Origin of the sequence: Pseudomonas sp. PDM26, from assembly GCF_019219185.1 — a bacterium.
GTDB lineage: Bacteria > Pseudomonadota > Gammaproteobacteria > Pseudomonadales > Pseudomonadaceae > Aquipseudomonas.
Map to the genome: position 1 here is coordinate 67,129 of NZ_JAHUWC010000019.1, position 23,754 is coordinate 90,882.

The following is a 23,754-nucleotide window of genomic DNA, read 5'->3' on the forward strand; positions in this document are numbered from 1 at the left end:
CTCCTACAGGGGGGGTGCATGGTCGCTCAACGCCGCGTAATCACCACCTCCAGGTATTCACTCGGCACCACCAGCGACTTGTCGCCTGCCCGGTTCATCCGGTTGATCAGCTCGGTCAGGTCCGACTCCAGGGCCTGGGCGCCGTCCGGTGGTAGCGCGGCGAAGGCCTTGTGCACCGGCCCGTACCACTGGCGGAAGGTGTCGATGAAATGCGCCGCCGAGCGATAGCGGAAATTGAACGTGCGGCGCGTCACCTGGAGCAGAAATTCACGCTCGTCAAAATGCTCGTGCAACCAGGCTTCGGTGCCCCAGCGTGAGGGCGGATTCGCTCCCGGCGGCGGTGGCAGGTGCTGGCCCAGGGTCTTGAACATCTGGCCGACGAACCCCTCCGGCGTCCAGTTGGCCAGGCCAATCCGCCCGCCCGGGCGACAAACCCGCGCCAGTTCCGCGGCGGCTTTTGGCTGGTCCGGCGTGAACATCACGCCGAAGGTCGACAGCACGGCATCAAAGCTGCCGTCGGCAAAGGGCAAGGCTTCGGCATCGGCGACCTGGAAGGAGACGTTCAGGCGTTCTGCCCGGGCCCGCTCTTCGCCGCGTTCGAGCAAGGCGGCGACATAGTCGGTGGACGTCACCTGGCAACCACGGCGTGCAGCCGCGAGGGTCGCGTTGCCGTTACCGGCGGCAACGTCGAGCACGCGCTCATCGCACAACAGGTCACAGGCTTCGGCCAGTTGCTCGCCGACGATCTGCAGGGTGGTACCGATCACGGCGTAGTCACCGCTGGCCCAGGAGGCCATCTGGCGGTTTTTCAAGGCACTCAGATCAATGGGTGTACTCATGGAGACGCTCTCTGGGTTGAAACACGAATCGGGCCTGACGGGCATTCACTCCGCCGTTGTCGGATCGATGATGTTCATCACCTGGGAAATGCGATTGGCGGGAAAACCACTGATCCTGGCGTGCTCCCTGATCTGCTCCTCGTTCGGCGAGATGTACACGCAGTAGAGCTTGTCACCGGTGACATAGCTCTGCAGCCACTGTACCTCTGGCAACTCACGCAACGCCCGACAGGACTTTTGCGAAGCAGCTTTCAAATCCCTGTCCGACAATGCTCCGGCGCCCTGGATCTCGCGCTCAATGACGAACTTCGGCATGGCAACCTCTCTTTTCTTGTTCTGGATGGCCGGGCGGCAATCACCCTGTGAATCAACTATCGTCCTGACGAACGTTGGCGTCCTGTCCGATCGTCGCCCAACCCTGCCCGATCGTCCGGAGATTCCACGTTGCGCGCCGGCGCGTTCACAATCAGGAACCTCCCACGGGGAAACCCAAATGGACGCTCTGTCACAGACCCTGCGCGTCGTGCACCTGGTCGGCGCGATCTTTATCAACGCCCGGTTCACCGCGCCCTGGTGCTACCAGTCGCCCAGCGCCGATACGGCGGCGCCGTTTCTGGAGCCCGATGCGGAACGGGTGGTGATCTTTCACCTGATCACTGACGGCGAGTGCTATGTGGAACTAGGCGATGACCCGCCGCTGCTGCTGAGTGCGGGCGACGTGGTGATCTTCCCCCAGGGCGATGCCCATCGCATGTGCTCACATCCCGGATTGCCCCCGGCCACGGGTGCGCGACTGGATGCGGTGCTGGCGCGGCGGCCCCGGCAGCTGAGTTATGGCGGTGGTGGCGCGGTCACCCGCCTGGTGTGCGGTTACCTGGCCTGCGACACGCGCCTGGCGGGCATGCTGCTCAAGGGCTTGCCGGCGGTGGTGCGGGTCAATGTGCGCGGTTCGAATGCCGGTATCTGGCTGGAGTCCTCGGTGCGCTATGCCCTCGCCGAAGCCCGCTCACCCCGCCCCGGCGGCGAAGGGGTATTGGCCAAACTGGCCGAAGTGCTGTTCATCGAAGTGCTGCGCCTGTACATGAACGAACAGGGCGAAGGCCGCACCGGCTGGCTGGCCGGCGTGCGCGACCGCATCGTCGGCGCCGCCCTCAACGCCTTGCACAAAAAGCCCTGCCACGCCTGGACTCTGGACGAACTGGCGCGCACCGCCAGCACCTCAAGATCGGTATTGGCTGAACGATTCCAGCAACTGGTGGGGGTGTCGCCGATGCAGTACCTGACGCAATGGCGGATGTTGCTCGCCGCCAACCTGTTACGCAGCAGCAACAGCTCATTGACGCGCATCGCCGAAGAAGTCGGCTACCAGACCGACACCGCCTTCAGCCGCGCCTTTCGTCGCGAGTACGGCGCACCGCCGGCGGCGTGGCGGCGCGGTCAGACCGCCTCGAATCACTTGAGCAGTCGCTGAACCAGCGGGGGCGACAGCACCGCCCAGGCCCGCTACTCTCGCGATCCAGCGACTGACCTCTGAAAGGACTCACAACATGGCACCCCGCCTGGACTGGCTTGCTCGACATATGCGGCACAGCAACACATTCGCTTCGTGGATCCACCAGCAGTTCCACTACGAATACGCCGGACAGCCCCTGCCTGACTGGCAACGGGAATTCGCCGAAGGCCAAGACAACGGCGACTGGAAATGTCTGATCGCCCTTGATCACGACGAGCTGTTGGGCGGCGCAGCACTGGCCAGGGCCGACCTGGACCGTCGCCCGGATCTGGGGCCGTGGCTCGCTTGCGTGTTCATCATCCCCGAGGCACGCGGCAAGGGCCTGGCAGAGCGATTGATCGAAGGGATTTGCGCGCAAGCCAAAGCCAGCGGCGAAAAGAGGATCTACCTGCACACCCAGGACCAGAGCACTTATTACGCCAAGCGCGGCTGGGTGGTGCTGGAGCGTTTTGAAGCGTGGGAAAAGGATCAATGGCTCATGACTCGGGACCTGTGAGCCATTGATCGAGTGGATTACGCCGCTGGCGCGCCGGCCTTGGCCTCCTGCAGCAACTGCTGAATCATTTGTTCCTGCGTGTCGTAGCTGCCTTCACCGAAGTGGGTGTAACGCACCTGCCCCTTGGCATCGATCAGGTAGTGCGCCGGCCAGTACTGGTTGTCGAAGTTGCGCCAGATCGCGTAGTTGTTGTCGATCGCCACCGGGTAGGTGATGCCGTACTCCTTCACCTTGGCCCTGACGTTGTCGATGATCCGTTCAAAGCCGTATTCGGGCGTGTGCACGCCGATCACCACCAGTCCGTCCTTTTCGTATTTCTTCGCCCAGTCCTTCACGTACGGCAGGGTGTGCTTGCAGTTGATGCAGTCGAAGGTCCAGAAGTCCACCAGCACCACTTTGCCTTTCAGCGCTTCGTTGGTCAGGGCGGGCGAGTTGAGCCAGTCCACTGCGCCGGACAGCGACGGCATGGCGCCCTGAGCGTTGCCCATGGTGCTGTCGGCCTTGACCTTGCTGACCAGGTAATCGACGACTTTCGGCACGGTCGCCAGCACGCCCTTCTCGACACTGCTGACACCTTGCGAAGAAGTATTGGCCAGCAACAGGTCGTTGGCCCCCGTTGCAATCACCGCCGCGCCGGCCAGCACCGCAACCCCTGCGCCACGGCGAAACCAGCCCGTAACCGGAATCGACGGTTTCAAGCGATTGACCAGGCCGCGACCGGCAAAGATCAGGGTGCCCAGGGACAGCGCACTGCCCGCGCCATAGGCCACCAACAACAGACTGGTGCCGGCGTTCGCGCCCTGCAGCATGGCGCTGGTCAGAATCACCCCGAGGATCGGCCCGGCGCACGGTGCCCAGAGCAACCCGGTGGCGACACCGATCATGATCGAAGCCAGTGGCCCGGACACCTTGCGCGAGTTCGGGTCGATGCGATTGCCCAGCAGCACGAAGGGCCGCGCCAGCCAGTCACCGACCCGGGCGGAGATCAGCGACAGGGCGAACAGCACCATCACGAACAGGGCGACGTGGCGGCCGGTGTTGCTGGCCTGAATCACCCACTCACTGCTGACCACGGCCAGGCTGGAGACCAGGGCGAAGGTCAGGACCATGCCGCCGAGGGTGAGCAGGATCGAGGAGCGTGTGCGGTCGGCCCCGGCAAACAGGAATGGCACGACCGGCAGGATGCACGGGCTGAGGACGGTCAATATGCCGCCCAGGAAAGCGATGAGTAACATGGGATCACCTGATGCAAATTAAAGGGCAACACAGGATCACTGTAGGAGCGGGCTTGCCCGCGAAGGCGGTCTTGCAGGTGACATCTCTATTGAATGTTCCGACGCCTTCGCTGGCAAGCCAGCTCCTACAGTGGATCGGGGGTGTTCTCAAGCGGTCTGTTCATCCAGCAACTGCCCCTGAGGCGTGCGGCTGGAGCCGTCTTGCGCCAGGAGCCCATGGCTACCCTTCTCCGCCACCGGCGTGAGCTGGAAGCAGGTGCTGCTGGTGCAGGCGCCTTGCTCGACAGCGGCGTTGGCATGGGCCACCGCACCGGCGACGGAAAAGGCGATGGCGGTCAAAATGCGGGATACGTTGTTCATGATGTCCTTCCTGATTCAAATGGATTAAGCGGTCGTTGGGCGCGACACTCAGTTTTCCGAGTTGCAGTTGTCAGCCAACTTGCTGTAATCCAGCACTTGGGTTTTTGACTGGGAGTCGAGGTAGGTCAGCCGTGCATTCACCACGCCGCAGGAAGGCGTAGCGTCCTCGGTCAGCGACACCACTTTCCTGATGTCAAGTTGGGTGCCGTAGGTGTAGTTTTTGGGCGCGACATCGGCTTCGGCACGGGCCGACAAGGTGCAGATGTTCAGGGCGGCAAACAGGCACGCGGCGTAGATGGCTTTGGTGTTCATGGCGAGTTCCTCGAGGTTTCAACAGGTTGATCGTTGGTTGATCCGAGGCGGTCTGGTTTGCCTCGATGGAACCTATTAAAAGCTTGCGAGGTATCTCGGCTGTGTCGGAAATGGGCGTGAATCAATCGGTACGTATCAGAACCGGGCGCAGATACAGAGCAATACAAAACCGCTGAAAATCGGCTTTTTTGCCTTCGTGTGTATCCTCAGGCAAGCCAGATACACTGCAATACAAAGGACGGCAGGCGAGCCCGCCCAGGCTCGATAGACTGTGTGGCATTCCCCATTTATCAGAGGTTTGGCCCAATGGATCATGTTGATCACATCCTCATCGTTGACGATGACCGCGAAATCCGCGAACTGGTTGGCAACTACCTGAAGAAGAACGGCCTGCGCACTACCGTCGTGGCGGATGGACGGCAGATGCGCGCTTTTCTGGAAACCACCCCGGTGGACCTGATCGTGCTCGACATCATGATGCCGGGGGACGATGGCTTGCTGTTGTGCCGCGAATTGCGCGCCGGCAAACACAAGACCACGCCAGTGCTGATGCTCACCGCCCGCAACGATGAAACCGATCGCATCCTCGGTCTGGAAATGGGCGCCGACGACTATCTGGTCAAGCCGTTCGCTGCCCGTGAACTACTGGCGCGGATCAATGCGGTGCTGCGACGCACCCGCATGCTGCCGCCAAATTTGGTGGTGACCGAAGCCGGCCGCCTGTTGGCCTTCGGCCGCTGGCGCCTGGACACCTCGGCCCGTCACCTGCTCGATGGAGACGGCACCATGGTTGCCCTGAGCGGTGCCGAGTATCGATTGCTGCGGGTGTTTCTCGATCATCCGCAACGAGTGCTCAACCGTGATCAGCTGCTGAACCTGACCCAGGGCCGCGATGCCGACCTGTTCGACCGCTCCATCGACTTGCTGGTCAGTCGCCTGCGCCAGCGCCTGCTGGATGACGCCCGCGAGCCGGCCTACATCAAGACCGTGCGCAGCGAAGGCTATGTGTTCTCCCTGCCGGTGGAAATCCTGGGCGATCTATCATGACGCAGGCGCTGCATTGGCCGCGGACCCTGGCCTCACGGCTGTCGCTGATTTTCCTGATCGGCCTGATCCTCGCCCAGGCGCTGTCCTTCGGCGCGCAGTATTACGAGCGCTACGAATCCTCGAAAAACACCATGCTCGGCAACCTGGAAACCGACGTTTCCACGTCCATAGCCATCCTCGACCGCTTGCCCGCCAACGAGCGAGCCGGCTGGCTGCAGCAACTGGAGCGGCGCAATTACAGCTACCTGCTCAATGAGGGTTCGCCGGGCACGCCCATACGCACCGACATGCCCGATACGCCCATTGCCATCGCCTCGATCAAAGACGCCATCGGCCACGATTACCCGATGACCTTTACCGACATCCCCGGGCCGAGAAAACATTTTCAGGTGCACCTGAACCTGGCGGATGGCAGCCCGCTGACCATCGACGTCTGCCCGGCGATGGTCCCGTTGTCGCCCTGGCTGCCCATCGTGCTGCTCGGGCAACTGGCGCTGATGCTTGCCTGTTCCTGGCTGGCGGTCAGAATCGCCATCCGCCCCCTCACCCGCCTCGCCGGTGCCGTTGAAACCCTGGACCCCAACGCACACCCAGTACTCCTGGACGAAAAAGGCCCGACCGAAGTCGCCCACGCCGCCAAGGCCTTCAACTCGATGCAGGCACGCATCGCGGCGTACCTGAAGGAACGCATGCAGTTGCTCGCGGCGATTTCCCACGACCTGCAAACCCCGATCACCCGCATGAAACTGCGCGCCGAGTTCATGGACGACTCCAGCGAAAAAGACAAACTGTTGAACGACCTGGGCGAGATGGAACACCTGGTCCGCGAAGGCGTCGCCTACGCCCGCAGCATCCACGGCGCCACCGAAGAAAGCCGCCGCACCGACCTCGACTCGTTCCTCGACAGCCTGGTGTTCGACTACCAGGACATGGGCAAGGACGTGCAGCTCGAAGGCAAAAGCGCCACCGTTATCGACACCCGCCCCCACGCCTTGCGCCGGGTGCTGGTCAACCTCACGGACAACGCATTGAAATTTGCCGGTGCTGCCGAGTTGCATGTGGGAAAACAGGCCGATGGCAACCTGTCGATCAAGATCCTCGACCGCGGCCCGGGCATCGCCGAAGAAGAACTCAAGCAAGTGATGGAACCGTTCTATCGCGTTGAGAACTCCCGCAACCGCAGCACCGGCGGCACCGGGCTGGGACTGGCAATTGCCCAGCAATTGGCAATTGCCATTGGAGGGTCGTTGACCTTGAGCAATCGTGAAGGTGGCGGGTTGTGTGCGGAGCTGAAGTTGCCGGGGTAGAAGTTTTCGGTTCGGGGGGCGAGGAATGCCAGACCAGCTGTAAAGAATGGTTGGCTGGCAGGCCGTCATCGCGTCGAGTGCAACGAGGCTGCGATCTGTTGGCTGTATTACTGACCAACAAGATCAAAAGATCGCAGCCTTCGGCAGCTCCTACGGCCTGATACATCCGCGAAATCAGGTCGGCTGGCCGGCCTGGTTCGTCATCCGTACGCATTTCCCCGTAGGAGCTGGTAGGAGCTGGTAGGAGCTGGTAGGAGCTGTCGAGTGCAACGAGGCTGCGATCTTTTGGCTGTATTGCTGACCAACAAGAGCAAAAGATCGCAGCCTTCGGCAGCTCCTACGGCCTGATACATCCGCGAAATCAGGTCGGCTGGCCGGCCTGGTTCGTCATCCGTACGCATTTCCCCGTAGGAGCTGGTAGGAGCTGGTAGGAGCTGTCGAGTGCAACGAGGCTGCGATCTTTTGGCTGTATTGCTGACCAACAAGAGCAAAAGATCGCAGCCTTCGGCAGCTCCTACAGTTGGGCTGGGTACATTCGAAAGAAATTGGTCGGCTATCAGGCCGCCATCGCGAGCAGGTCGGATCGCCGCACCGTAGCTCCTACAGAAGAGCAAAGGCAGGTCGGCGTACACAAACGCTCTTCACCACTCAACAGGCCGAGCGTTAGCTCGCCTGCAGCTCTTGATCTTGATCCACCCGCCCCCCCCCCCCCCCCCCCCCCGGATGAATACCGCAGCGAGGGGCCGTACGTAAGGGCGAAACCATAAGCCGCCGTTACCCAAAAAACGGATATGCACTCAGTCAACAAAGCAAAGCCTTCGCTGGCAAGCCAGCTCCTACAGGGTGATGCGGTGTTCGTTATGCCGGTGCCACACCTTCAACGATGATGACCTCTGCCACGGCCACCCCCTCACGGTGCCCACGCGCCTCCTGATATTGCTCGGACCGATAACAAGCCACCGCCTGCTCATAGGAATCAAACTCGATCACCACACTGCGCTGCGGCGTCGAGCGGCCTTCCATCGCCTCACTGCGCCCACCCCGCGCCAGAATCCGACCGCCATACAGCGCAAACGCCTGCGGCGCCCGCCGAGTGTATTGGCTGTATTGATCGGGGTCCGTGACATCCACATGAGCAATCCAGTACGCCTTCATAGTGACCTCTCGGTTTATTTTGTATTATGGTATACCACATTACCAATCCAACAAATACCGAGACTCCAGCATGGCCTTCAACAGCATCGAAGAAATCATCGAAGATTACCGCCTCGGCAAAATGGTCCTGCTGGTCGACGACGAAGACCGGGAAAACGAAGGCGACCTGTTGCTGGCCGCCGATTGCTGCACACCCGAGGCGATCAGCTTCATGGCCCGTGAAGCCCGTGGCCTGATCTGCCTGACCCTGACCGACGAACACTGCAAACGCCTGGGCCTGGAACAGATGGTGCCGAGCAACGGCAGTGTGTTCAGCACCGCCTTCACCGTGTCCATCGAGGCCGCCGTCGGGGTGACCACCGGCATCTCCGCTGCCGATCGTGCCTGCACCGTGGCCGCTGCCGTCGCCGCCCATGCCGGCCCTGCCGACATCGTGCAACCCGGCCATATCTTCCCGTTGCGCGCCCGGGAAGGCGGCGTGCTGACCCGCGCCGGGCATACCGAAGCCGGCTGCGACCTCGCACGCCTGGCCGGCCATACCCCGGCCTCGGTGATCGTCGAGGTGATGAACGACGACGGCACCATGGCCCGCCGCCCCGACCTGGAAGTGTTCGCGCGCAAGCACGGGATCAAGATCGGCACCATCGCCGACCTGATCCACTATCGCCTCAGCACTGAGCACACCATCGTGCGCATCGGTGAACGTGACCTGCCGACCGTACATGGCACCTTTCGTCTGATCACCTTTGAGGATCGCATCGAAGGGGGTGTCCACATGGCCATGGTCATGGGCGATTTGCGTCGCGATGAGCCGACGCTAGTGCGGGTGCATGTGATCGACCCGTTGCGCGACCTGGTCGGCGCCGAATACAGCGGGCCGACCAACTGGACGTTGTGGGCCGCCTTGCAGCGCGTCGCCGCCGAAGGCCACGGCGTGGTGGTGGTGCTGGCCAATCATGAATCCTCCCAGGCGTTGCTCGAACGCGTATCGCAATTGACCCAGCCGCCACGGCAGTTCAGCCGTTCGCAGTCGCGGATTTATTCGGAAGTCGGCACCGGTGCGCAGATCCTGCAGAACCTGGGTGTCGGCAAGCTGCGCCACCTCGGCCCGCCGCTGAAATATGCGGGCTTGACCGGGTATGACCTGGAAGTGGTGGAGAGCATTGCGTTCCTGTAGGAGCTGGCTTGCCAGCGATGGTCGTCAACGATAACGCGTGTTGCCTGGATCAACGCGGTGCTTCTGGGTCCATCGCTGGCAAGCCAGCTCCTACAAAAGGCAACTGACATTCCTGAATAACGTGTTTCGGCTGATAGCCGGTACGGCAAAATGCTTGCACAAAGCTTGGAATACCATAATATGATATTCCATAGACCGGACAGTCAGCACTGACTCGATGGACCTACTGCTCCCGATAGGCGGGCACTCGAAAGCCCCGCTCATAAACACAACAATGAGGGCGTGAAAATGGTGTTGAACAAACGTGCGACCGCGGTTCTTTTTGCGGGACTGCTGAGCGTGACCAGCCAGGCATTGCTGGCGGCTGAAAGCGTCAACTTCGTGAGTTGGGGCGGCAGCACCCAGGATGCGCAGAAGCAGGCCTGGGCCGACCCGTTCAGCAAGGCCAGCGGCATCACCGTTGTACAGGATGGCCCGACCGACTACGGCAAACTCAAGGCCATGGTCGAGAGCGGCAACGTGCAATGGGACGTGGTCGACGTCGAAGCCGACTTCGCCCTGCGCGCCGCCGCCGAAGGCTTGCTCGAACCCCTCGATTTCAAAGTCATTGAACGCGACAAGATCGACCCGCGCTTTGTCAGCGATCACGGCGTCGGTTCGTTCTTCTTCTCCTTCGTCCTCGGCTACAACGAAGGCAAGCTCGGCGCCAGCAAGCCTCAGGACTGGTCCGCGCTGTTCGACACCAAGACTTACCCCGGCAAGCGCGCCCTCTACAAATGGCCAAGTCCTGGCGTGCTCGAACTGGCGCTGCTGGCCGATGGCGTGCCCGCCGACAAGCTCTACCCGCTGGACCTGGACCGCGCCTTCAAAAAACTCGACACCATCAAGAAAGACATCGTCTGGTGGGGCGGCGGCGCGCAGTCGCAGCAGCTGCTGGCCTCCGGTGAAGCGAGCATGGGCCAGTTCTGGAACGGCCGGATTCATGCCCTGCAAGAAGACGGTGCCCCGGTCGGCGTAAGCTGGAAGCAGAACCTGGTCATGGCCGACATCCTGGTCATTCCCAAGGGTTCGAAAAACAAGGACGCGGCGATGAAGTTCCTGGCCAACGCCAGCAGTGCCAAAGGCCAGGCCGACTTCTCCAACCTGACCGCCTACGCCCCGGTCAACGTCGACAGCGTGCAGCGCCTGGACTCGGTGCTGGCCCCGAATCTGCCGACCGCTTACGCCAAGGATCAGATCACTCTTGATTTCGCGTACTGGGCCAAGAACGGTCCTGCCATCGCGACACGGTGGAACGAATGGCTGGTCAAATGAAAATGACGGCAACCGCATCCCGTCCCTCCACGTCAGTCGGGAGCGCCCCTGGCGCTGCCGGCAAGGCGGCTGCAATGACGCAATCGCCGAGTCTGGCCCAGCGCTGGCGCGGATCGGGCAACCTGATCCCCGCCCTGCTGTTCCTCGGCCTGTTCTTTCTCGCGCCGTTGATTGGCCTGCTGTTGCGCGGCGTGCTGGAACCGGTGCCGGGCCTGGGCAACTACGAACAACTGTTCGCCAATTCGGCCTATGCCCGGGTGTTGCTCAACACCTTCTCGGTGGCCGGCCTGGTGACGCTGTTCAGCTTGCTGCTGGGCTTCCCGCTGGCCTGGGCGATCACCCTGGTGCCGCGCGGCTGGGGCCGCTGGATCCTGAACATCGTGCTGCTGTCGATGTGGACCAGCCTGCTTGCCCGCACCTACTCCTGGCTGGTGTTGCTGCAAGCCTCCGGGGTGATCAACAAGGCGTTGATGGCCATGGGCTTCATCGATCAACCGCTGGAGATGGTGCACAACCTCACCGGTGTGGTGATCGGCATGAGCTACATCATGATCCCGTTCATCGTGCTGCCGTTGCAGGCGACCATGCAGGCCATCGACCCGATGATCCTGCAGGCAGGTTCCATCTGCGGCGCCAGCCCCTGGACCAACTTCTTCCGGGTGTTCCTGCCGCTGTGCCGGCCGGGGCTGTTTTCCGGCGGCCTGATGGTGTTCGTGATGTCCCTCGGTTACTACGTGACCCCGGCACTGCTGGGCGGCGCGCAGAACATGATGCTGCCCGAGTTCATCATTCAGCAGGTGCAGTCGTTCCTCAACTGGGGCCTGGCCAGCGCCGGCGCCGCGTTGCTGATCGTGATCACGCTGGTGCTGTTCTACTTCTACCTGAAGCTCCAGCCGGAATCCCCGGTTGGCGCCAGCAACGCGAGGTAAGCCGTCATGCTCCTGACCCCCAATGCCATGAGCCGGCGCATGCGCTTCGGCCTGTATGCCACCACCGGGCTGATCGGGCTGTTCCTGCTGCTGCCGATCGTGTTCATCGTGCTGCTGTCGTTCGGATCGTCCCAGTGGCTGGTGTTCCCGCCACCGGGCTGGACGCTGAAATGGTACGGCCAGTTCTTCTCCAATGCCGACTGGATGAACGCCGCCATGGCCAGCCTCAAGGTCGCGGTGCTGACCACCTTCTTCGCCGTCGCGCTGGGCCTGCCCACCGCGTTCGCCCTGGTGCGTGGCCGCTTCCCCGGCCGGGAAATGCTCTATGGCCTGTTCACCCTGCCAATGATCGTGCCGCTGGTGATCATCGCCGTGGCGGTCTACGCGCTGTTCCTGAAACTCGGCTACACCGGGACCATGTTCGCGTTCGTGGTCAGCCACGTCATCGTCGCCTTGCCGTTCACCATCATCTCGATCATCAACTCGCTGAAGCTGTTCGATCAGTCGATCGAGGATGCGGCGGTGATCTGCGGCGCCTCGCGCCTGCAAGCGGTGTTCAAGGTGACCTTCCCGGCGATCCGTCCGGGCATGGTGGCCGGCGCCCTCTTCGCCTTCCTCGTCTCGTGGGATGAAGTGGTGCTGAGCGTGATGATGGCCAGCCCGACCCTGCAAACCCTTCCCGTGAAAATGTGGACCACTCTGCGCCAGGACCTGACGCCCGTGATCGCCGTCGCTTCGACGCTGCTGATCGGCCTCTCGGTGTTGGTCATGGTGATCGCCGCCGCTCTGCGCCGGCGCAACGAAATCAGCGCTTGAGCGCCAGGAGTACGACATGAGTGCAGTGATCAAAGATTCCGCGCAGCAAAATGACAAGCCCCTGGTCAGCCTGCGTAACCTGAACAAGCACTACGGCGACTTCGCCGCCGTGGACAACATCTCGCTGGACATCAAGGACGGTGAATTCCTCACCTTCCTCGGCTCCAGCGGCTCGGGCAAAAGCACCACGCTATCGATGCTGGCCGGCTTCGAAACCCCGAGCAGCGGCGAGATCCTGGTCAACGGCCAGTCGCTGGTGAACGTGCCGCCGCACAAACGCGACATCGGCATGGTGTTCCAGCGCTACTCACTGTTCCCGCATCTGTCGGTACGCGACAACATCGCCTTCCCGTTGGCCATCCGCAAACTGGCCGCCGCCGAACGCGAGCGTCGGGTCGATGCGATGCTCAAGCTGGTGCAGCTTGAGCAATTTGCCCATCGCCGCCCTTCGCAACTCTCCGGTGGCCAGCAGCAACGAGTCGCTATCGCCCGTGCGTTGGTTTACGAACCACGCATCCTGCTGATGGACGAACCCCTCGGTGCACTGGACAAGAAACTGCGTGAAGACTTGCAGGATGAACTGCGCCAGCTGCATCGACGCCTGGGCATCACCATCGTCTACGTGACCCACGACCAGGAAGAAGCCATGCGCCTGTCCCAGCGCATCGCGATTTTCAGCCACGGCAAAATCGTCGGCCTGGGCAGCGGCTATGACCTGTACCAGAATCCGCCGAACGCCTTTGTCGCCTCGTTCCTCGGCAACTCGAACTTCCTCAAGCTCAAGGCCCAAGGCAATGCGGTGGCGACCTTCGAGGGGCAGCCGCTTTCGATCCGACTCACCGCCGGCCTGCAAACCGATCAGGACGTGCTGCTGATGGTGCGTCCGGAAAAAGCCCTGGCCCTGAGCACTGAACAAGCCCTTGCCGAACCGCTGGCCGCCGGCTGGAACGAAGTCTCGGCCAAGGTCGTGGAAGTGCTGTTTCTCGGCGAAAGCCAGACCTGCAGCGTGGTCACCGCGGGCGGCACCTCGATGACGGTCAAGGCACTGTCCGCCGCCGGCATGCCGCTCAAGGCGGGCGACCCGGTGCGGGTGCGCTGGGCCACCGCCGATGCCTGCGTGTACACCGAATGGGCCGAAAGCGACCTGAACAAGGCCGCCGGCGCTCACTGATCCATTGGCCTGCGCGCGCGGGCCACTATAATGAGTCACCCTCGGGCCACCACAACGTCGGGTTGTGGTGGCCTTTTTTCTGTCGACTGTAAGATAAATTGGACAACGGATTCCTATAATCCCGGTTTAATGCTAAATAGTGCTCAGTATTTTTAACACCCGACCCTGTCGTGCCACACAGTGCAACGAGAATAACGATATGAAAGTCCATTTCGAGAAAACTGAAGTGTTTGGGACCCTCCACCTGCAAGCGGCGGTGGCAGCATGATCGAAGTTACCGAAGTTTCCATTGCCGAGCTGCGCGCCGCGCTCGAATCCGGCCAGACCACCTCGGTTGAGCTGGTCCAGGCCTATCTTGCGCGGATCGACGCCTATGACGGCCCCGAAACGCCCACCGCCCTGAATGCGGTCGTGGTTCGCAACCCCGAGGCGCTCGCCGAAGCGCAGGCGTCCGACGCCCGTCGCGCCAAGGGCCAGATGCTGGGTCCGCTGGACGGCATCCCTTACACCGCCAAGGACAGCTATCTGGTCAAGGGCCTCACCGCCGCATCCGGCAGCCCGGCCTTCAAGGACCTGGTTGCCTATCGCGACGCGTTCACCATCGAGCGCCTGCGCGCTGGCGGGGCGATCTGCCTGGGCAAGACCAACATGCCGCCGATGGCCAACGGCGGGATGCAACGTGGCGTCTACGGCCGTGCCGAGAGCCCGTACAACGCTGACTACCTCACCGCCCCTTTCGCCTCCGGTTCGTCGAACGGCGCGGGTACTGCCACGGCCGCAAGTTTCGCGGCCTTCGGCCTGGCGGAAGAAACCTGGTCGAGCGGCCGTGGGCCGGCCTCGAACAATGGTTTGTGCGCCTACACCCCTTCGCGCGGGGTGATCTCGGTGCGCGGCAACTGGCCGTTGACCCCGACCATGGACGTGGTCGTGCCGTTTGCCCGGACCATGGCCGACCTGCTCGAAGTGCTCGACGTGGTGGTCGCCGATGACCCGGACACCCGTGGCGATCTGTGGCGCCTGCAACCCTGGGTGCCGATCCCGAGCTCGTCCCTGGTGCGCCCCAAATCCTACGCGGCGCTGGCCGCCAACAGCGATGCGCTCAAAGGCAAGAAGTTCGGCATCCCGCGCATGTACATCAACGCCGACCCTGAAGCCGGCACCTCTGAAGCGCCGGGCATCGGTGGCCCGACCGGCCAACGCATCCACACCCGTCCATCGGTGATCGGGCTCTGGGAACAGGCACGCAAGGCCCTCGAAGACGCGGGTGCCGAAGTGATCGACGTGGATTTCCCGCTGGTCTCCAATTGCGAAGGCGATCGTCCTGGCGCGCCGACCGTGTTCAATCGCGGCATCGTCTCCAAGGAATTTTTACACCATGAACTGTGGGACCTGACCGCCTGGGCGTTCGATGATTTCCTGCAGGCCAACGGCGACCCGAAACTCAACCGTCTGGTCGATGTCGACGGCCCGCAGATCTTCCCTCACGATCCGGGCACCCTGCCCAACCGCGAGGGCGACCTGGCCGCCGGCATGGACGAATACGTGCGCATGGCTGAACGCGGCATTACGCCGTGGGATCAGATCAGCACAGTGCCGGACGGCCTGCGCGGGCTGGAAAAGACCCGCAAGATCGATCTGGAAGACTGGATGGATCGCCTGGGCCTGGACGCGGTGCTGTTCCCGACGGTCGCTGATGTGGGCCCGGCAAATGCCGATGTCGATCCGCAATCGGCGGATATCGCCTGGAGCAACGGCGTATGGGTCGCCAACGGCAACCTCGCCATCCGCCACCTCGGCGTGCCAACGGTTACCGTGCCGATGGGGGTGATGCCGGACATCGGCATGCCGGTCGGCCTGACGTTTGCCGGGCGCGCCTATGACGACTCGTCGCTACTGCACCTGGCGTCGGCGTTCGAATCGACCGGGAACAAACGCATGATCCCGCCGCGTACCCCGCCATTGGTCGCCGACAAGCGCTGACCCGTAAAACCCTGGCGGCTCACTCGAGCCGCCAGGGTTGGCAAATCAGGGATCAACCTGGGCCATCAGTTCCGGTATCGATTCCGGCCGCTTGGCATAACGCTGCGCCAGCACCGCACAGACCATCAGTTGAATCTGGTGGAACAGCATCAACGGCAGGATCAGCACGCCAATGGTGCTACCGGCAAACAACACCTGGGCCATCGGCACACCGGTTGCCAGGCTTTTCTTCGAACCACAGAACACAATGGTGATGCGGTCTTCCTGGTTGAAGCCGAAGGCTTTGCCGAGCACCGTCGACGCCAGCAACACCAGCGCCAGAACGATGCAGCAGACCAGCACCAGCCCGACCAGATCCAGCATTGGAATCTGATGCCAGAGCCCCTCGATCACCGCCTCGCTGAACGCGCCGTAGACCACCAGCAAAATCGAACCCTGATCGACGAACTTCAACCAGCTCTTGTTACGCGCCACCCAGTTGCCGATCCAGCGCCGCGCGATTTGCCCGGCAATGAACGGCAGCAGCAACTGCACGCTGATCTTGAAGATGGCGTCGAGGGTCGAGGCGCCTTCGCCGTGCACATTCAGCAGTAGGGTCACCAGCAATGGCGTGAGGAAAATCCCGAACAGGCTGGATGCCGCCGCGCTGCAAATCGCCGCCGGGATATTGCCCCGTGCCAGCGAAGTAAAGGCAATCGCCGATTGCACCGTAGCGGGCAGCGCACACAGGTAAAGCATGCCCATGTACAGGTCGTTGCCGATCAATGGCGACAACAGCGGTTTTAGCGCCAGGCCGAGCAACGGAAACAGCACGAAGGTCAGGCTGAACACCAGCAGATGCAGGCGCCAGTGCCCGGCACCGGCAACGATCGACTCGCGAGACAGCTTGGCGCCATGCAGGAAAAACAGCAGCGCAATGGCGATGTTGGTCAGCCAGCCAAAACCGACCGCGACCTGACCGCTGGCGGGCAGCAGGCTGGCGAGTGTGACCACGCCGATCAGGGTCAGGGTGAAGTTGTCGGGTAACAGACGGGGGCGGGTCATGGGTTTGGTCATCCGGGGGTTGCCAGTACGTGGAAGCGACTCTAACGTGACTGGATATTACCGACTAACGCCGATGAGCCAGCAGATGCCGCCTAAAGGACATGACAAAAGTATCCGGCGCAGTATTCCCGGGCTGTCCAGCCTGCCACGGCCACTCTACGGCCGTACCGAATCGCTGCCCAATCGCGCCCTGACCCGGCGCCACAGCCACCCGTGGGTGCAGCTTTCCTATGCGATTGCGGGCGTGCTCGAAATTCAGACCGGTGTCGGGCGCTTCGTGGCCCCGCCGGAGCGTGCGGTGTGGATTCCGGCGGGCATGCCGCACCGGGTGTTCAGCTCGCCGCGCACGGAAATGCGCAGCCTGTACATCGATTGCAGCGTCTCGACGTGGGCGCCGCCAGGCTGTCATGTCTTGGGGGTCAGTGATTTGTTGCGTGAGTTGATCCGTGCCTTCAGTCAGGTTCCGGTGGAATACGATCAGAACGGTCCGCACGGTCGGTTGGCCCAGGTGATTCTGGATCAGTTGGCTGAGGCGCCGCAGATCGATTTGATGCTGCCCCTGCCCCAGGACAGCCGATTGCGGCAGATCGCTCAAAGCCTGGAGTCGCACCCGGAGCAACAGACCACGCTCAGTCACTGGAGCAACAAATTCGGCGTCACCGAGAAAACCCTCAGTCGCCTGTTCCTGCGCGACACCGGCCTGACCTTTCGCGCCTGGCGCCAGCGTTTGCGCCTGCTCGGCGCCCTGACGCCACTGGAACAGGGCGAACGAGTGACCGACGTCGCGCTGGCCTGTGGCTACGACTCGACGTCGGCGTTTATCGCTGCCTTCCGCCAGCAGTTCGGCGAAACACCGGGGGAGTTTTTTCGATAAATTCGACACAGGACGACCTGTAGGAGCGAGCTTGCTCCTACAGGGATTTCACATAAATATTTCGGGGTTACTGATCGGACTTGATGCTGGTCCAGACCCGGGTCCGCACTCGCTCAAGCTTTTGCGGCAATGGCTGCACGACGTACAGCGTCTTCAATGCCTCGCTGGTCGGTGTCAGGTTCGGGTTGCCGGTGATGTCTTTGTTGATCAGCGCCAGCGAGTCCTTGTTCGCATTCGGGTAACCGAGGAAGTCGCTGATCGGCGCGATGACTTTCGGGTCCAGCAAGTTGTTGAGGAATTCGTGGGCCTCGGCGACGTTCTTCGCGCTTTTCGGGATGGCGAAGGTGTCGAACCAGATCGGCGCGCCTTCTTTCGGCAGGCGCCAGTCGACGACCACGCCGTTGCCCGCCTCTTTGGCGCGATTGCCGAATTGATAGAAGCTGCCGGAGTAGCCGATGGCCACGCAGATATCGCCGTTGGCGATGTCTGTCATGTACTTGGCGGAGTTGAAGTAGGTGACGTAAGGGCGAACCTTGAGCATCAGCGCCTTGGCTTTTTCGTAGTCATCCGGGTTCTGGCTGTTCGGATCCAGCCCCAGGTAATGCAGGGCCAGCGGCAGGATCTCCGACGGCGAGTCGAGCATGGCGACGCCACAGGCCTTGAGCTTCTCCATGTTCTCGGGCTTGAACACCAGGTCCCAGCTGTCCACCGGTGCATTCTCGCCCAGCGCCGCCTTGACCTTGGCCGGGTTGAAGCCGATCAGCACCGTGCCGTACATGTAGGGCATGCCGTACTGGTTGCCGGGGTCGTTCTTGTCCAGCAGCTTGAGCAAGGCCGGGTCCTGGTGCGACCAGTTCGGCAGCTTGGACTTGTCGAGTTTCTGGAACACGCCCGCCTTGATCTGGGTTTCGATGAACTGGTTCGATGGTACCACCAGGTCGTAGCCCGAGTTGCCGGTGAGCAGTTTGGCTTCCAGGGACTCGTTGGTGTCGAAGGTGTCCCAGGTCACCTTGATCCCGGTGTCCCTGGCGAAATCCTTGGGCACGGACGGCAGGATGTAGTCCGCCCAGTTGTACACCCGCAATTCGTGCTGTTCGGCGTGTACCGCGCTGGCCAGCAGCGACAGTCCGCAAACGCTGGCGCCCAGTATGCGTTTCATTGAGTCCATGGATCATTTCCCCAAGTGTGGCGTGAGCTGGATGGTTTTTATGTTCTGTACACGGCAGCAATCTTGAAAATAGCCAAGGGTAAGGAAGTGAAGCTTCTGGTTGTGATTTGACCTTGGGTTGCCGACTCGGCAACCCGCGTCTGATTCTTGCTGACGGCGGCGCCGGCTCACAGTGTGAGGCAGGCCAAAAGGAGATCGATGCGGCCAAAATACGTGTCCGCTTTGATCGGTGCCGTGGGGCAATCAATCCCCGGTAAGTCCAGACTGCCGATGCCTGCGCAGCCTGTTTACTGCCTATTACGCATTACACCAATAACAAGATCGCGAGGCTTCAATGAATGGTTTGTGAAACGCTTGAAGCATTTCAAGAGGCTATTATCAAACGCAGTGAAAGTAGTTTTCGTGGGGGGATAAGGCTTGTCGCGCTGGGGTATGGACGATCACTGTTTTTGCATATCGGTGCGGCGGATTTTCATCAGACTGACATCATTGGCAGTGTTCGGTGGCTGCCTGTGTCCCGACAAGAGCAATGACCCATGAACGATCAAATCGAACTGTACGGCGCCAACACCGGCAACAGTCTGCGGGCCGCGATTGCCCTGGAAGAATCCGACATCGCCTACACCGCACGCAGGCTCGACCTGTATGCGAAGGAACACCATGGCCTGGCCTTCCTGGCGCTGAACCCGGCCGGGAAAGTCCCGACCCTGATCGACCACGGGACCACGCCGGCGCTGATCATCAATCAGTCCAACGCCATCATCCAGTACGCCGATGCCAAGGCGCCGGGACGACTGGCGCCGGCGCAGCCCGGACCTGAGCGTATCCGGGTGATTGACCGCTATTTCTTTTTCGTGACCGATGTCATCGCCCCCAGCCATGCCGCGTTTTTTCTGCACCAGGCGGGGCAGGACAAGGCGGCGGCGATCATCGATCTGCGGGTGATCGAGCAGCTGACCTACGCGGAAAGTTTTTTGACGAACGAATTCATGGCCGGAGCGCAGTTCTCCATGGCCGACATTTCGGCGTTCACCATCGCCACAGCGTTCCGTGACCGGCTGGAATGGAAAGAGCTTCCGCAACTTTCGCGCTGGTTCGACACGGTCGAAGCCAGGCCGGCGGTACAACGCGGCCTGAATGTGTTCAAGTAAACCTGAGCGGTCAGCGAAAACAAAAATGCCCGGCACGTCGCCTTCACTGTAGGAGCGAGCTCGCTCGCGATGGTCGTTAACGATTACGCGTATTTACTGGCTAAACGCGGCGCTCTTGAGTCCATCGTCGGAACGCCGCCCGGAGCAAGCTCGCTCCTACAGAATCCTTGACCGGCGAAGTGCCGGGCATTTTCAGACGCACACGAATCTTTTTTTTCTCAGTCGGTGTAGCCGAGCTCTACCGAACGGCTTTCCTGCGCCTGGCTTCGCGTAGCGAGGCAGTAATACAACGGACACGTCACTACCAGCCCCACCAGCCACGACAGGTCCGCGCCGTCCACCAGATTGGCGTACGGTCCGACATACAGCGACGTATTGGCGAATGGCAGCTGCACGATGATGCCGATGAAGTAAGCGATGATCGCGTGCAGGTTGAAGCGACCGTAGATGCCGCCGTCAGCGCGGAAGATCGAAGCGATGTCATAGCGACGACGTTTGATCAGGTAGAAGTCGATCAGGTTGATCGAAGCCCACGGCACCAGCACCAGCAACAGCGCCAGGATCAGGCCGATGAACTGCGAAATGAAATCCGCCGAGGCCCCCAGCGCCACCACGCAGCAACCTGCCAGCACGATACTCGACAACACCACCCGCACCCTGATGCTGGGCGTCCACTGGCTGGCGAAGGTCTGGATGGAGGTGATGATCGACAGCACCGCGCCATACAGATTCAAAGCGTTGTGGCTGATGATGTTGAGCAGGAACAGCACCATCAGGATCGGCCCCAGCCAACCGGTGGACTGCTTGACCGCCGCCATCGCCTCGGTGCCCTCCGGGGTTGCCAGTACCGCCACGGCGCCGAAAGTGAACGACAGGATCGTGCCCAGGGTCGCCCCCAGGTAGGTGGCGAAGAACGGCCGGGTGATGCCGATATCCGCCGGCAAGTAGCGCGAGTAGTCCGACACGTACGGCGAGAAGCTGATCTGCCAGATGATGCCTAGCGAGACCGTGGCCAGCCAGCCGGACAGGTTGAAGCCACCGCGGGTGAAGAAGTCCGCTGGCAGATCATGGGCAAAGATATAGAGGAAGCCGGCGAGCAACGCGCTGCCCATCACCCAGGTGCCGATGCGGTTGAGGGTATGGATGAAGCGATAACCGATCACCCCGATGGCCGTGGCACTGAGGGCACCGATGAGAATGCTGGCCGGCACCGGAACCGACGGCGCAATGCCGACAATCGATTTGCCTGCCAGCACGATGTTGGAAATGAAGAAGCCGACGTAGATCAACGCCGCGAAGAACACGATCAGCAGCGCGCCGTAGCGGCCGAACTGCCCACGACTCTGCACCATCTGCGGGATGCCCATGCACGGCCCTTGGGCGGACGCGAGGGCAATCACCACACCGCCGACCATGTGCCCGAGCGCAATCGCCAGCAGGCCCCAGAACAGGTTGAGGTGGAACACCTGGACCACCATGGCGCCGGTGACGATGGGCAGTGGCGCAATGTTGGTGCTGAACCACAGGGTGAAAAGATCGCGGGCCTTCCCGTGGCGCTCTGCGAGTGGAACATAGTCAACCGTGTGGTTCTCGATCAACGGATCTTGCCGGGACATCTGGGACATATGCATGAACTCGAGTTTGTCTGTTCTTATCTTTGTATGAAGCCAAACCGGGGGGACTCGCTGGCCGCCCCTCAGATGCAAACCATATTATGGTATTCCAAACTTTAAACAAGACTGATCCGGTCTTTGAACAAGCATCTGAGCCGGCATCCTGCCCGATTCACGCCAGCACTGCTCAGCTGAGAGCCCAGCAATCATTGGGCTCAAGACGAAAGCCTTACGTTTATCGGTTCACCCAAAAACACCTTGCAATAGATGTATTACGGTATACCATCAGACCTACAAACACATAAAAACGCGTCACACCATCCGAGGACCTTCCAATGATCGATGCCGCCATCTACAAACAAGTCATGGGTTCGTTCCCGTCCGGAGTGACCGTGATCACCACCCTGGATGACGACGGGCAAATCGTCGGCCTGACTGCCAGCGCCTTCAGCTCGCTGTCGATGGACCCGGCCCTGGTGCTGTTCTGCCCCAACTACAGCTCCGATTCCTACCCGGTGTTGATCAAGAACAAACGATTTGCCATCCACGTGCTTTCCGGCGGCCAGCAAAACGAAGCCTATGCTTTCGCGCGCAAAGGCAAGGACAAGGCCCAGGGAATCGAGTGGACGCTGAGCGAGTTGGGCAACCCGATTCTGGCCAACGCCACGGCGGTCATCGAATGTGAACTGTGGCGCGAATATGAAGGCGGTGACCACGCGATCATGGTCGGCGCCGTGAAAAACCTGATCGTGCCCCGGCAGAGCAGCGGGCCACTGGTGTATTGCCACGGCAAGATGGGCGCCCTGCCTGTTCTGGCCTGAACCGATCACATGACTGACATAAAACCTGTGGCGAGGGAGCTTGCTCCCGCTGGACTGCGAAGCAGTCCCCCTATTGAGGCCGCTTCGCGACCTGACGGGACGGTGCGGCGATCCGACAAGCTCCCTCGCCACAGGTTACTCGGCGCTTGTTCTATCTTTTACTGACTGACACCCGGACAAGTTCGCCAAGCTATATTCCTCTGTAAATTCGTATTATGGTATACCAACAATCAACAGGCCCGCGATCGACAGGCCAACAACAATAGATCCGAGGTAAGCGTCATGAAGTTTTCCCTGTTCGTACACATGGAACGTTGGGACGAAAGCGTCAGCCACCGCCAGTTGTTCGAAGACCTGACCGAGCTGACACTGATGGCCGAAGCCGGTGGATTCAGCACCGTTTGGATCGGCGAACACCACTCCATGGAATACACCATCTCGCCAAGCCCGATGCCGCTGCTGGCTTATCTGGCGGGCAAGACCACCACCATTCACTTGGGTGCCGGCACCATCATCGCGCCGTTCTGGCATCCGCTGCGGGTGGCCGGTGAATGCGCGTTGCTCGACGTGATCAGCAACGGGCGCATGGAAGTCGGTCTGGCCCGTGGTGCCTACCAGATCGAGTTCGACCGCATGGCCGGCGGCATGCCAGCGTCCTCCGGCGGCCAGGCATTGCGGGAAATGGTTCCGGTGGTGCGGGCACTGTGGAACGGCGACTACGCCCACGACGGCGACATCTGGAAATTCCCGACCTCCACCAGCGTGCCCAAGCCGATCCAGCAGCCGAACCCGCCGATGTGGATCGCCGCCCGCGACCCGGACTCGCACAACTTCGCCGTGGCCAACGGCTGCAACGTCATGGTCACGCCGCTGATGAAAGGCGACGAGGAAGTCCTCGACCTGAAGAACAAATTCCAGGCTGCCCTGGACAACAATCCTGGCGTGCCGCGCCCGCAACTGATGGTGCTGCGTCACACCCACGTGCACACCGCTGACGATCCAGAAGGCTGGCAAGTCGGGGCCAAGGCGATCTCGAAGTTCTACCGCACCTTCGATGCCTGGTTCGGCAACAAGACCACCCCGGTCAACGGCTTCCTCGCGCCGAGCCCGGAAGAGAAATTCGCCGGTCGCCCTGAGTTCGAACTGGAAAGCCTGCACAAGACCGCCATGATCGGCACCCCGGAAGAAATCATTCCGCGCATCAAGTACTACCAGGAACTGGGGGTCGACGAATTCAGCTTCTGGTGCGATAACAGCCTGCCCCACGCGGAGAAGAAAAAATCCCTGGAGCTGTTCATCAAGCACGTGGTGCCAGCGTTCCGCTGATTGCGCCGCCCTGCTCCCCGGACGCGAAGCCGGGGTGTAGGAGCGAGCTCGCTCGCGATGGACGCCAACGATAACGCGCGCCATCTGAATGACCGCGTTGTCCAGT

23 protein-coding genes are annotated in these 23,754 nt (G+C 61.5%); 14 read left to right on the plus strand and 9 right to left on the minus strand.

What is annotated here, in order from left to right; genetic code table 11:
• Positions 1 to 26 precede the first annotated feature (26 nt).
• Together KW849_RS28725 and KW849_RS28730 are read right to left on the minus strand one after the other, a co-directional pair.
• Positions 27 to 839 carry a class I SAM-dependent methyltransferase gene (locus tag KW849_RS28725; RefSeq protein WP_218432929.1) on the minus strand — a complete coding sequence of 271 codons (813 nt, stop codon included), beginning with the start codon at positions 837 to 839 and terminating at the stop codon, positions 27 to 29.
• A 45-nt stretch (positions 840 to 884) separates the two neighbouring features.
• Positions 885 to 1,154, minus strand: a complete 270-nt coding sequence (locus KW849_RS28730) for a DUF4242 domain-containing protein (protein WP_218432931.1) — start codon at positions 1,152 to 1,154, stop codon at positions 885 to 887.
• 178 nt (positions 1,155 to 1,332) lie between these two features.
• Between KW849_RS28730 and KW849_RS28735 the strand changes: the two genes are divergently transcribed.
• On the plus strand, positions 1,333 to 2,310 hold the full coding sequence (locus KW849_RS28735) for an AraC family transcriptional regulator (protein WP_218432934.1): 978 nt from the start codon (positions 1,333 to 1,335) through the stop codon (positions 2,308 to 2,310).
• A gap of 76 nt (positions 2,311 to 2,386) precedes the next feature.
• On the plus strand, positions 2,387 to 2,848 hold the full coding sequence (locus tag KW849_RS28740) for a GNAT family N-acetyltransferase (RefSeq protein WP_218432935.1): 462 nt from the start codon (positions 2,387 to 2,389) through the stop codon (positions 2,846 to 2,848).
• 17 nt (positions 2,849 to 2,865) lie between these two features.
• Here KW849_RS28740 and KW849_RS28745 read toward each other — a convergent pair whose 3' ends face one another.
• From KW849_RS28745 to KW849_RS28755, 3 genes are all read right to left on the minus strand, one after another.
• Positions 2,866 to 4,083: a cytochrome c biogenesis protein DipZ gene (locus tag KW849_RS28745; RefSeq protein WP_218432936.1), complete on the minus strand. Its 1,218-nt coding sequence runs from the start codon at positions 4,081 to 4,083 to the stop codon at positions 2,866 to 2,868.
• A gap of 147 nt (positions 4,084 to 4,230) precedes the next feature.
• Positions 4,231 to 4,443, minus strand: coding sequence for a hypothetical protein (locus KW849_RS28750; protein WP_218432937.1), 213 nt, complete (start codon positions 4,441 to 4,443; stop codon positions 4,231 to 4,233).
• Positions 4,444 to 4,491: 48 nt separating this feature from the next.
• Positions 4,492 to 4,755, minus strand: a complete 264-nt coding sequence (locus KW849_RS28755) for a DUF2790 domain-containing protein (RefSeq protein ID WP_218432938.1) — start codon at positions 4,753 to 4,755, stop codon at positions 4,492 to 4,494.
• 306 nt (positions 4,756 to 5,061) lie between these two features.
• On the opposite strand from KW849_RS28755, the gene KW849_RS28760 reads away from it, so the two are divergent.
• Both KW849_RS28760 and KW849_RS28765 read left to right on the plus strand, forming a co-directional pair.
• Entirely contained in the window at positions 5,062 to 5,802 is a 741-nt protein-coding gene (locus KW849_RS28760; RefSeq protein ID WP_218432939.1) for a response regulator, read from the plus strand.
• Positions 5,799 to 7,109 (plus strand): ATP-binding protein, encoded by a 1,311-nt coding sequence (locus tag KW849_RS28765; protein ID WP_218432941.1) that lies wholly within the window; start codon positions 5,799 to 5,801, stop codon positions 7,107 to 7,109. The genes KW849_RS28760 and KW849_RS28765 overlap by 4 nt, the downstream gene beginning before the upstream one ends.
• 858 nt (positions 7,110 to 7,967) lie before the next feature.
• On the opposite strand, the gene KW849_RS28770 is transcribed toward KW849_RS28765, so the two are convergent.
• Entirely contained in the window at positions 7,968 to 8,264 is a 297-nt protein-coding gene (locus tag KW849_RS28770; RefSeq protein WP_218432943.1) for a DUF1330 domain-containing protein, read from the minus strand.
• A 70-nt stretch (positions 8,265 to 8,334) separates the two neighbouring features.
• Here KW849_RS28770 and ribBA point away from each other — a divergent pair, with 70 nt between their 5' ends.
• From ribBA to KW849_RS28800, 6 genes are all read left to right on the plus strand, one after another.
• Positions 8,335 to 9,441: a bifunctional 3,4-dihydroxy-2-butanone-4-phosphate synthase/GTP cyclohydrolase II gene (gene ribBA, locus KW849_RS28775; protein WP_218432945.1), complete on the plus strand. Its 1,107-nt coding sequence runs from the start codon at positions 8,335 to 8,337 to the stop codon at positions 9,439 to 9,441.
• A gap of 288 nt (positions 9,442 to 9,729) precedes the next feature.
• Positions 9,730 to 10,755: an ABC transporter substrate-binding protein gene (locus KW849_RS28780; protein WP_218432947.1), complete on the plus strand. Its 1,026-nt coding sequence runs from the start codon at positions 9,730 to 9,732 to the stop codon at positions 10,753 to 10,755.
• The gene (locus tag KW849_RS28785) at positions 10,752 to 11,684 is read left to right on the plus strand and encodes an ABC transporter permease (protein ID WP_218432949.1); all 933 of its coding nucleotides are present in this window, start codon (positions 10,752 to 10,754) and stop codon (positions 11,682 to 11,684) included. The genes KW849_RS28780 and KW849_RS28785 overlap by 4 nt, the downstream gene beginning before the upstream one ends.
• A 6-nt stretch (positions 11,685 to 11,690) precedes the next feature.
• Positions 11,691 to 12,500 (plus strand): ABC transporter permease, encoded by an 810-nt coding sequence (locus tag KW849_RS28790; RefSeq protein WP_007976227.1) that lies wholly within the window; start codon positions 11,691 to 11,693, stop codon positions 12,498 to 12,500.
• A 16-nt stretch (positions 12,501 to 12,516) separates the two neighbouring features.
• Positions 12,517 to 13,671, plus strand: coding sequence for an ABC transporter ATP-binding protein (locus KW849_RS28795; protein WP_218432951.1), 1,155 nt, complete (start codon positions 12,517 to 12,519; stop codon positions 13,669 to 13,671).
• Positions 13,672 to 13,935: 264 nt separating this feature from the next.
• On the plus strand, positions 13,936 to 15,651 hold the full coding sequence (locus KW849_RS28800) for an amidase (protein ID WP_218432953.1): 1,716 nt from the start codon (positions 13,936 to 13,938) through the stop codon (positions 15,649 to 15,651).
• A 45-nt stretch (positions 15,652 to 15,696) separates the two neighbouring features.
• Here the strand turns inward: KW849_RS28800 and KW849_RS28805 are convergent, their stop codons facing one another.
• Complete coding sequence (locus tag KW849_RS28805) at positions 15,697 to 16,695, minus strand: bile acid:sodium symporter family protein (protein WP_218432954.1); 999 nt, start codon at positions 16,693 to 16,695, stop codon at positions 15,697 to 15,699.
• A gap of 85 nt (positions 16,696 to 16,780) precedes the next feature.
• Here KW849_RS28805 and KW849_RS28810 point away from each other — a divergent pair, with 85 nt between their 5' ends.
• Positions 16,781 to 17,569, plus strand: coding sequence for a helix-turn-helix domain-containing protein (locus tag KW849_RS28810; protein ID WP_218432955.1), 789 nt, complete (start codon positions 16,781 to 16,783; stop codon positions 17,567 to 17,569).
• A 67-nt stretch (positions 17,570 to 17,636) separates the two neighbouring features.
• Here the strand turns inward: KW849_RS28810 and KW849_RS28815 are convergent, their stop codons facing one another.
• A complete protein-coding gene (locus KW849_RS28815; RefSeq protein ID WP_218432956.1) occupies positions 17,637 to 18,737 on the minus strand; it encodes a polyamine ABC transporter substrate-binding protein in 1,101 nt (366 codons plus the stop codon).
• A 536-nt stretch (positions 18,738 to 19,273) separates the two neighbouring features.
• Here KW849_RS28815 and KW849_RS28820 point away from each other — a divergent pair.
• Positions 19,274 to 19,888: a glutathione S-transferase family protein gene (locus KW849_RS28820; protein ID WP_218432957.1), complete on the plus strand. Its 615-nt coding sequence runs from the start codon at positions 19,274 to 19,276 to the stop codon at positions 19,886 to 19,888.
• Positions 19,889 to 20,106: 218 nt separating this feature from the next.
• Here the strand turns inward: KW849_RS28820 and KW849_RS28825 are convergent, their stop codons facing one another.
• Positions 20,107 to 21,513 (minus strand): cytosine permease, encoded by a 1,407-nt coding sequence (locus KW849_RS28825; RefSeq protein ID WP_218432958.1) that lies wholly within the window; start codon positions 21,511 to 21,513, stop codon positions 20,107 to 20,109.
• A 323-nt stretch (positions 21,514 to 21,836) separates the two neighbouring features.
• Here KW849_RS28825 and KW849_RS28830 point away from each other — a divergent pair, with 323 nt between their 5' ends.
• Both KW849_RS28830 and KW849_RS28835 read left to right on the plus strand, forming a co-directional pair.
• Complete coding sequence (locus KW849_RS28830; protein ID WP_008000480.1) at positions 21,837 to 22,322, plus strand: flavin reductase family protein; 486 nt, start codon at positions 21,837 to 21,839, stop codon at positions 22,320 to 22,322.
• 282 nt (positions 22,323 to 22,604) lie between these two features.
• A complete protein-coding gene (locus KW849_RS28835) occupies positions 22,605 to 23,648 on the plus strand; it encodes an LLM class flavin-dependent oxidoreductase (protein ID WP_218432959.1) in 1,044 nt (347 codons plus the stop codon).
• The last annotated feature ends 106 nt before the right edge of the window (positions 23,649 to 23,754 follow it).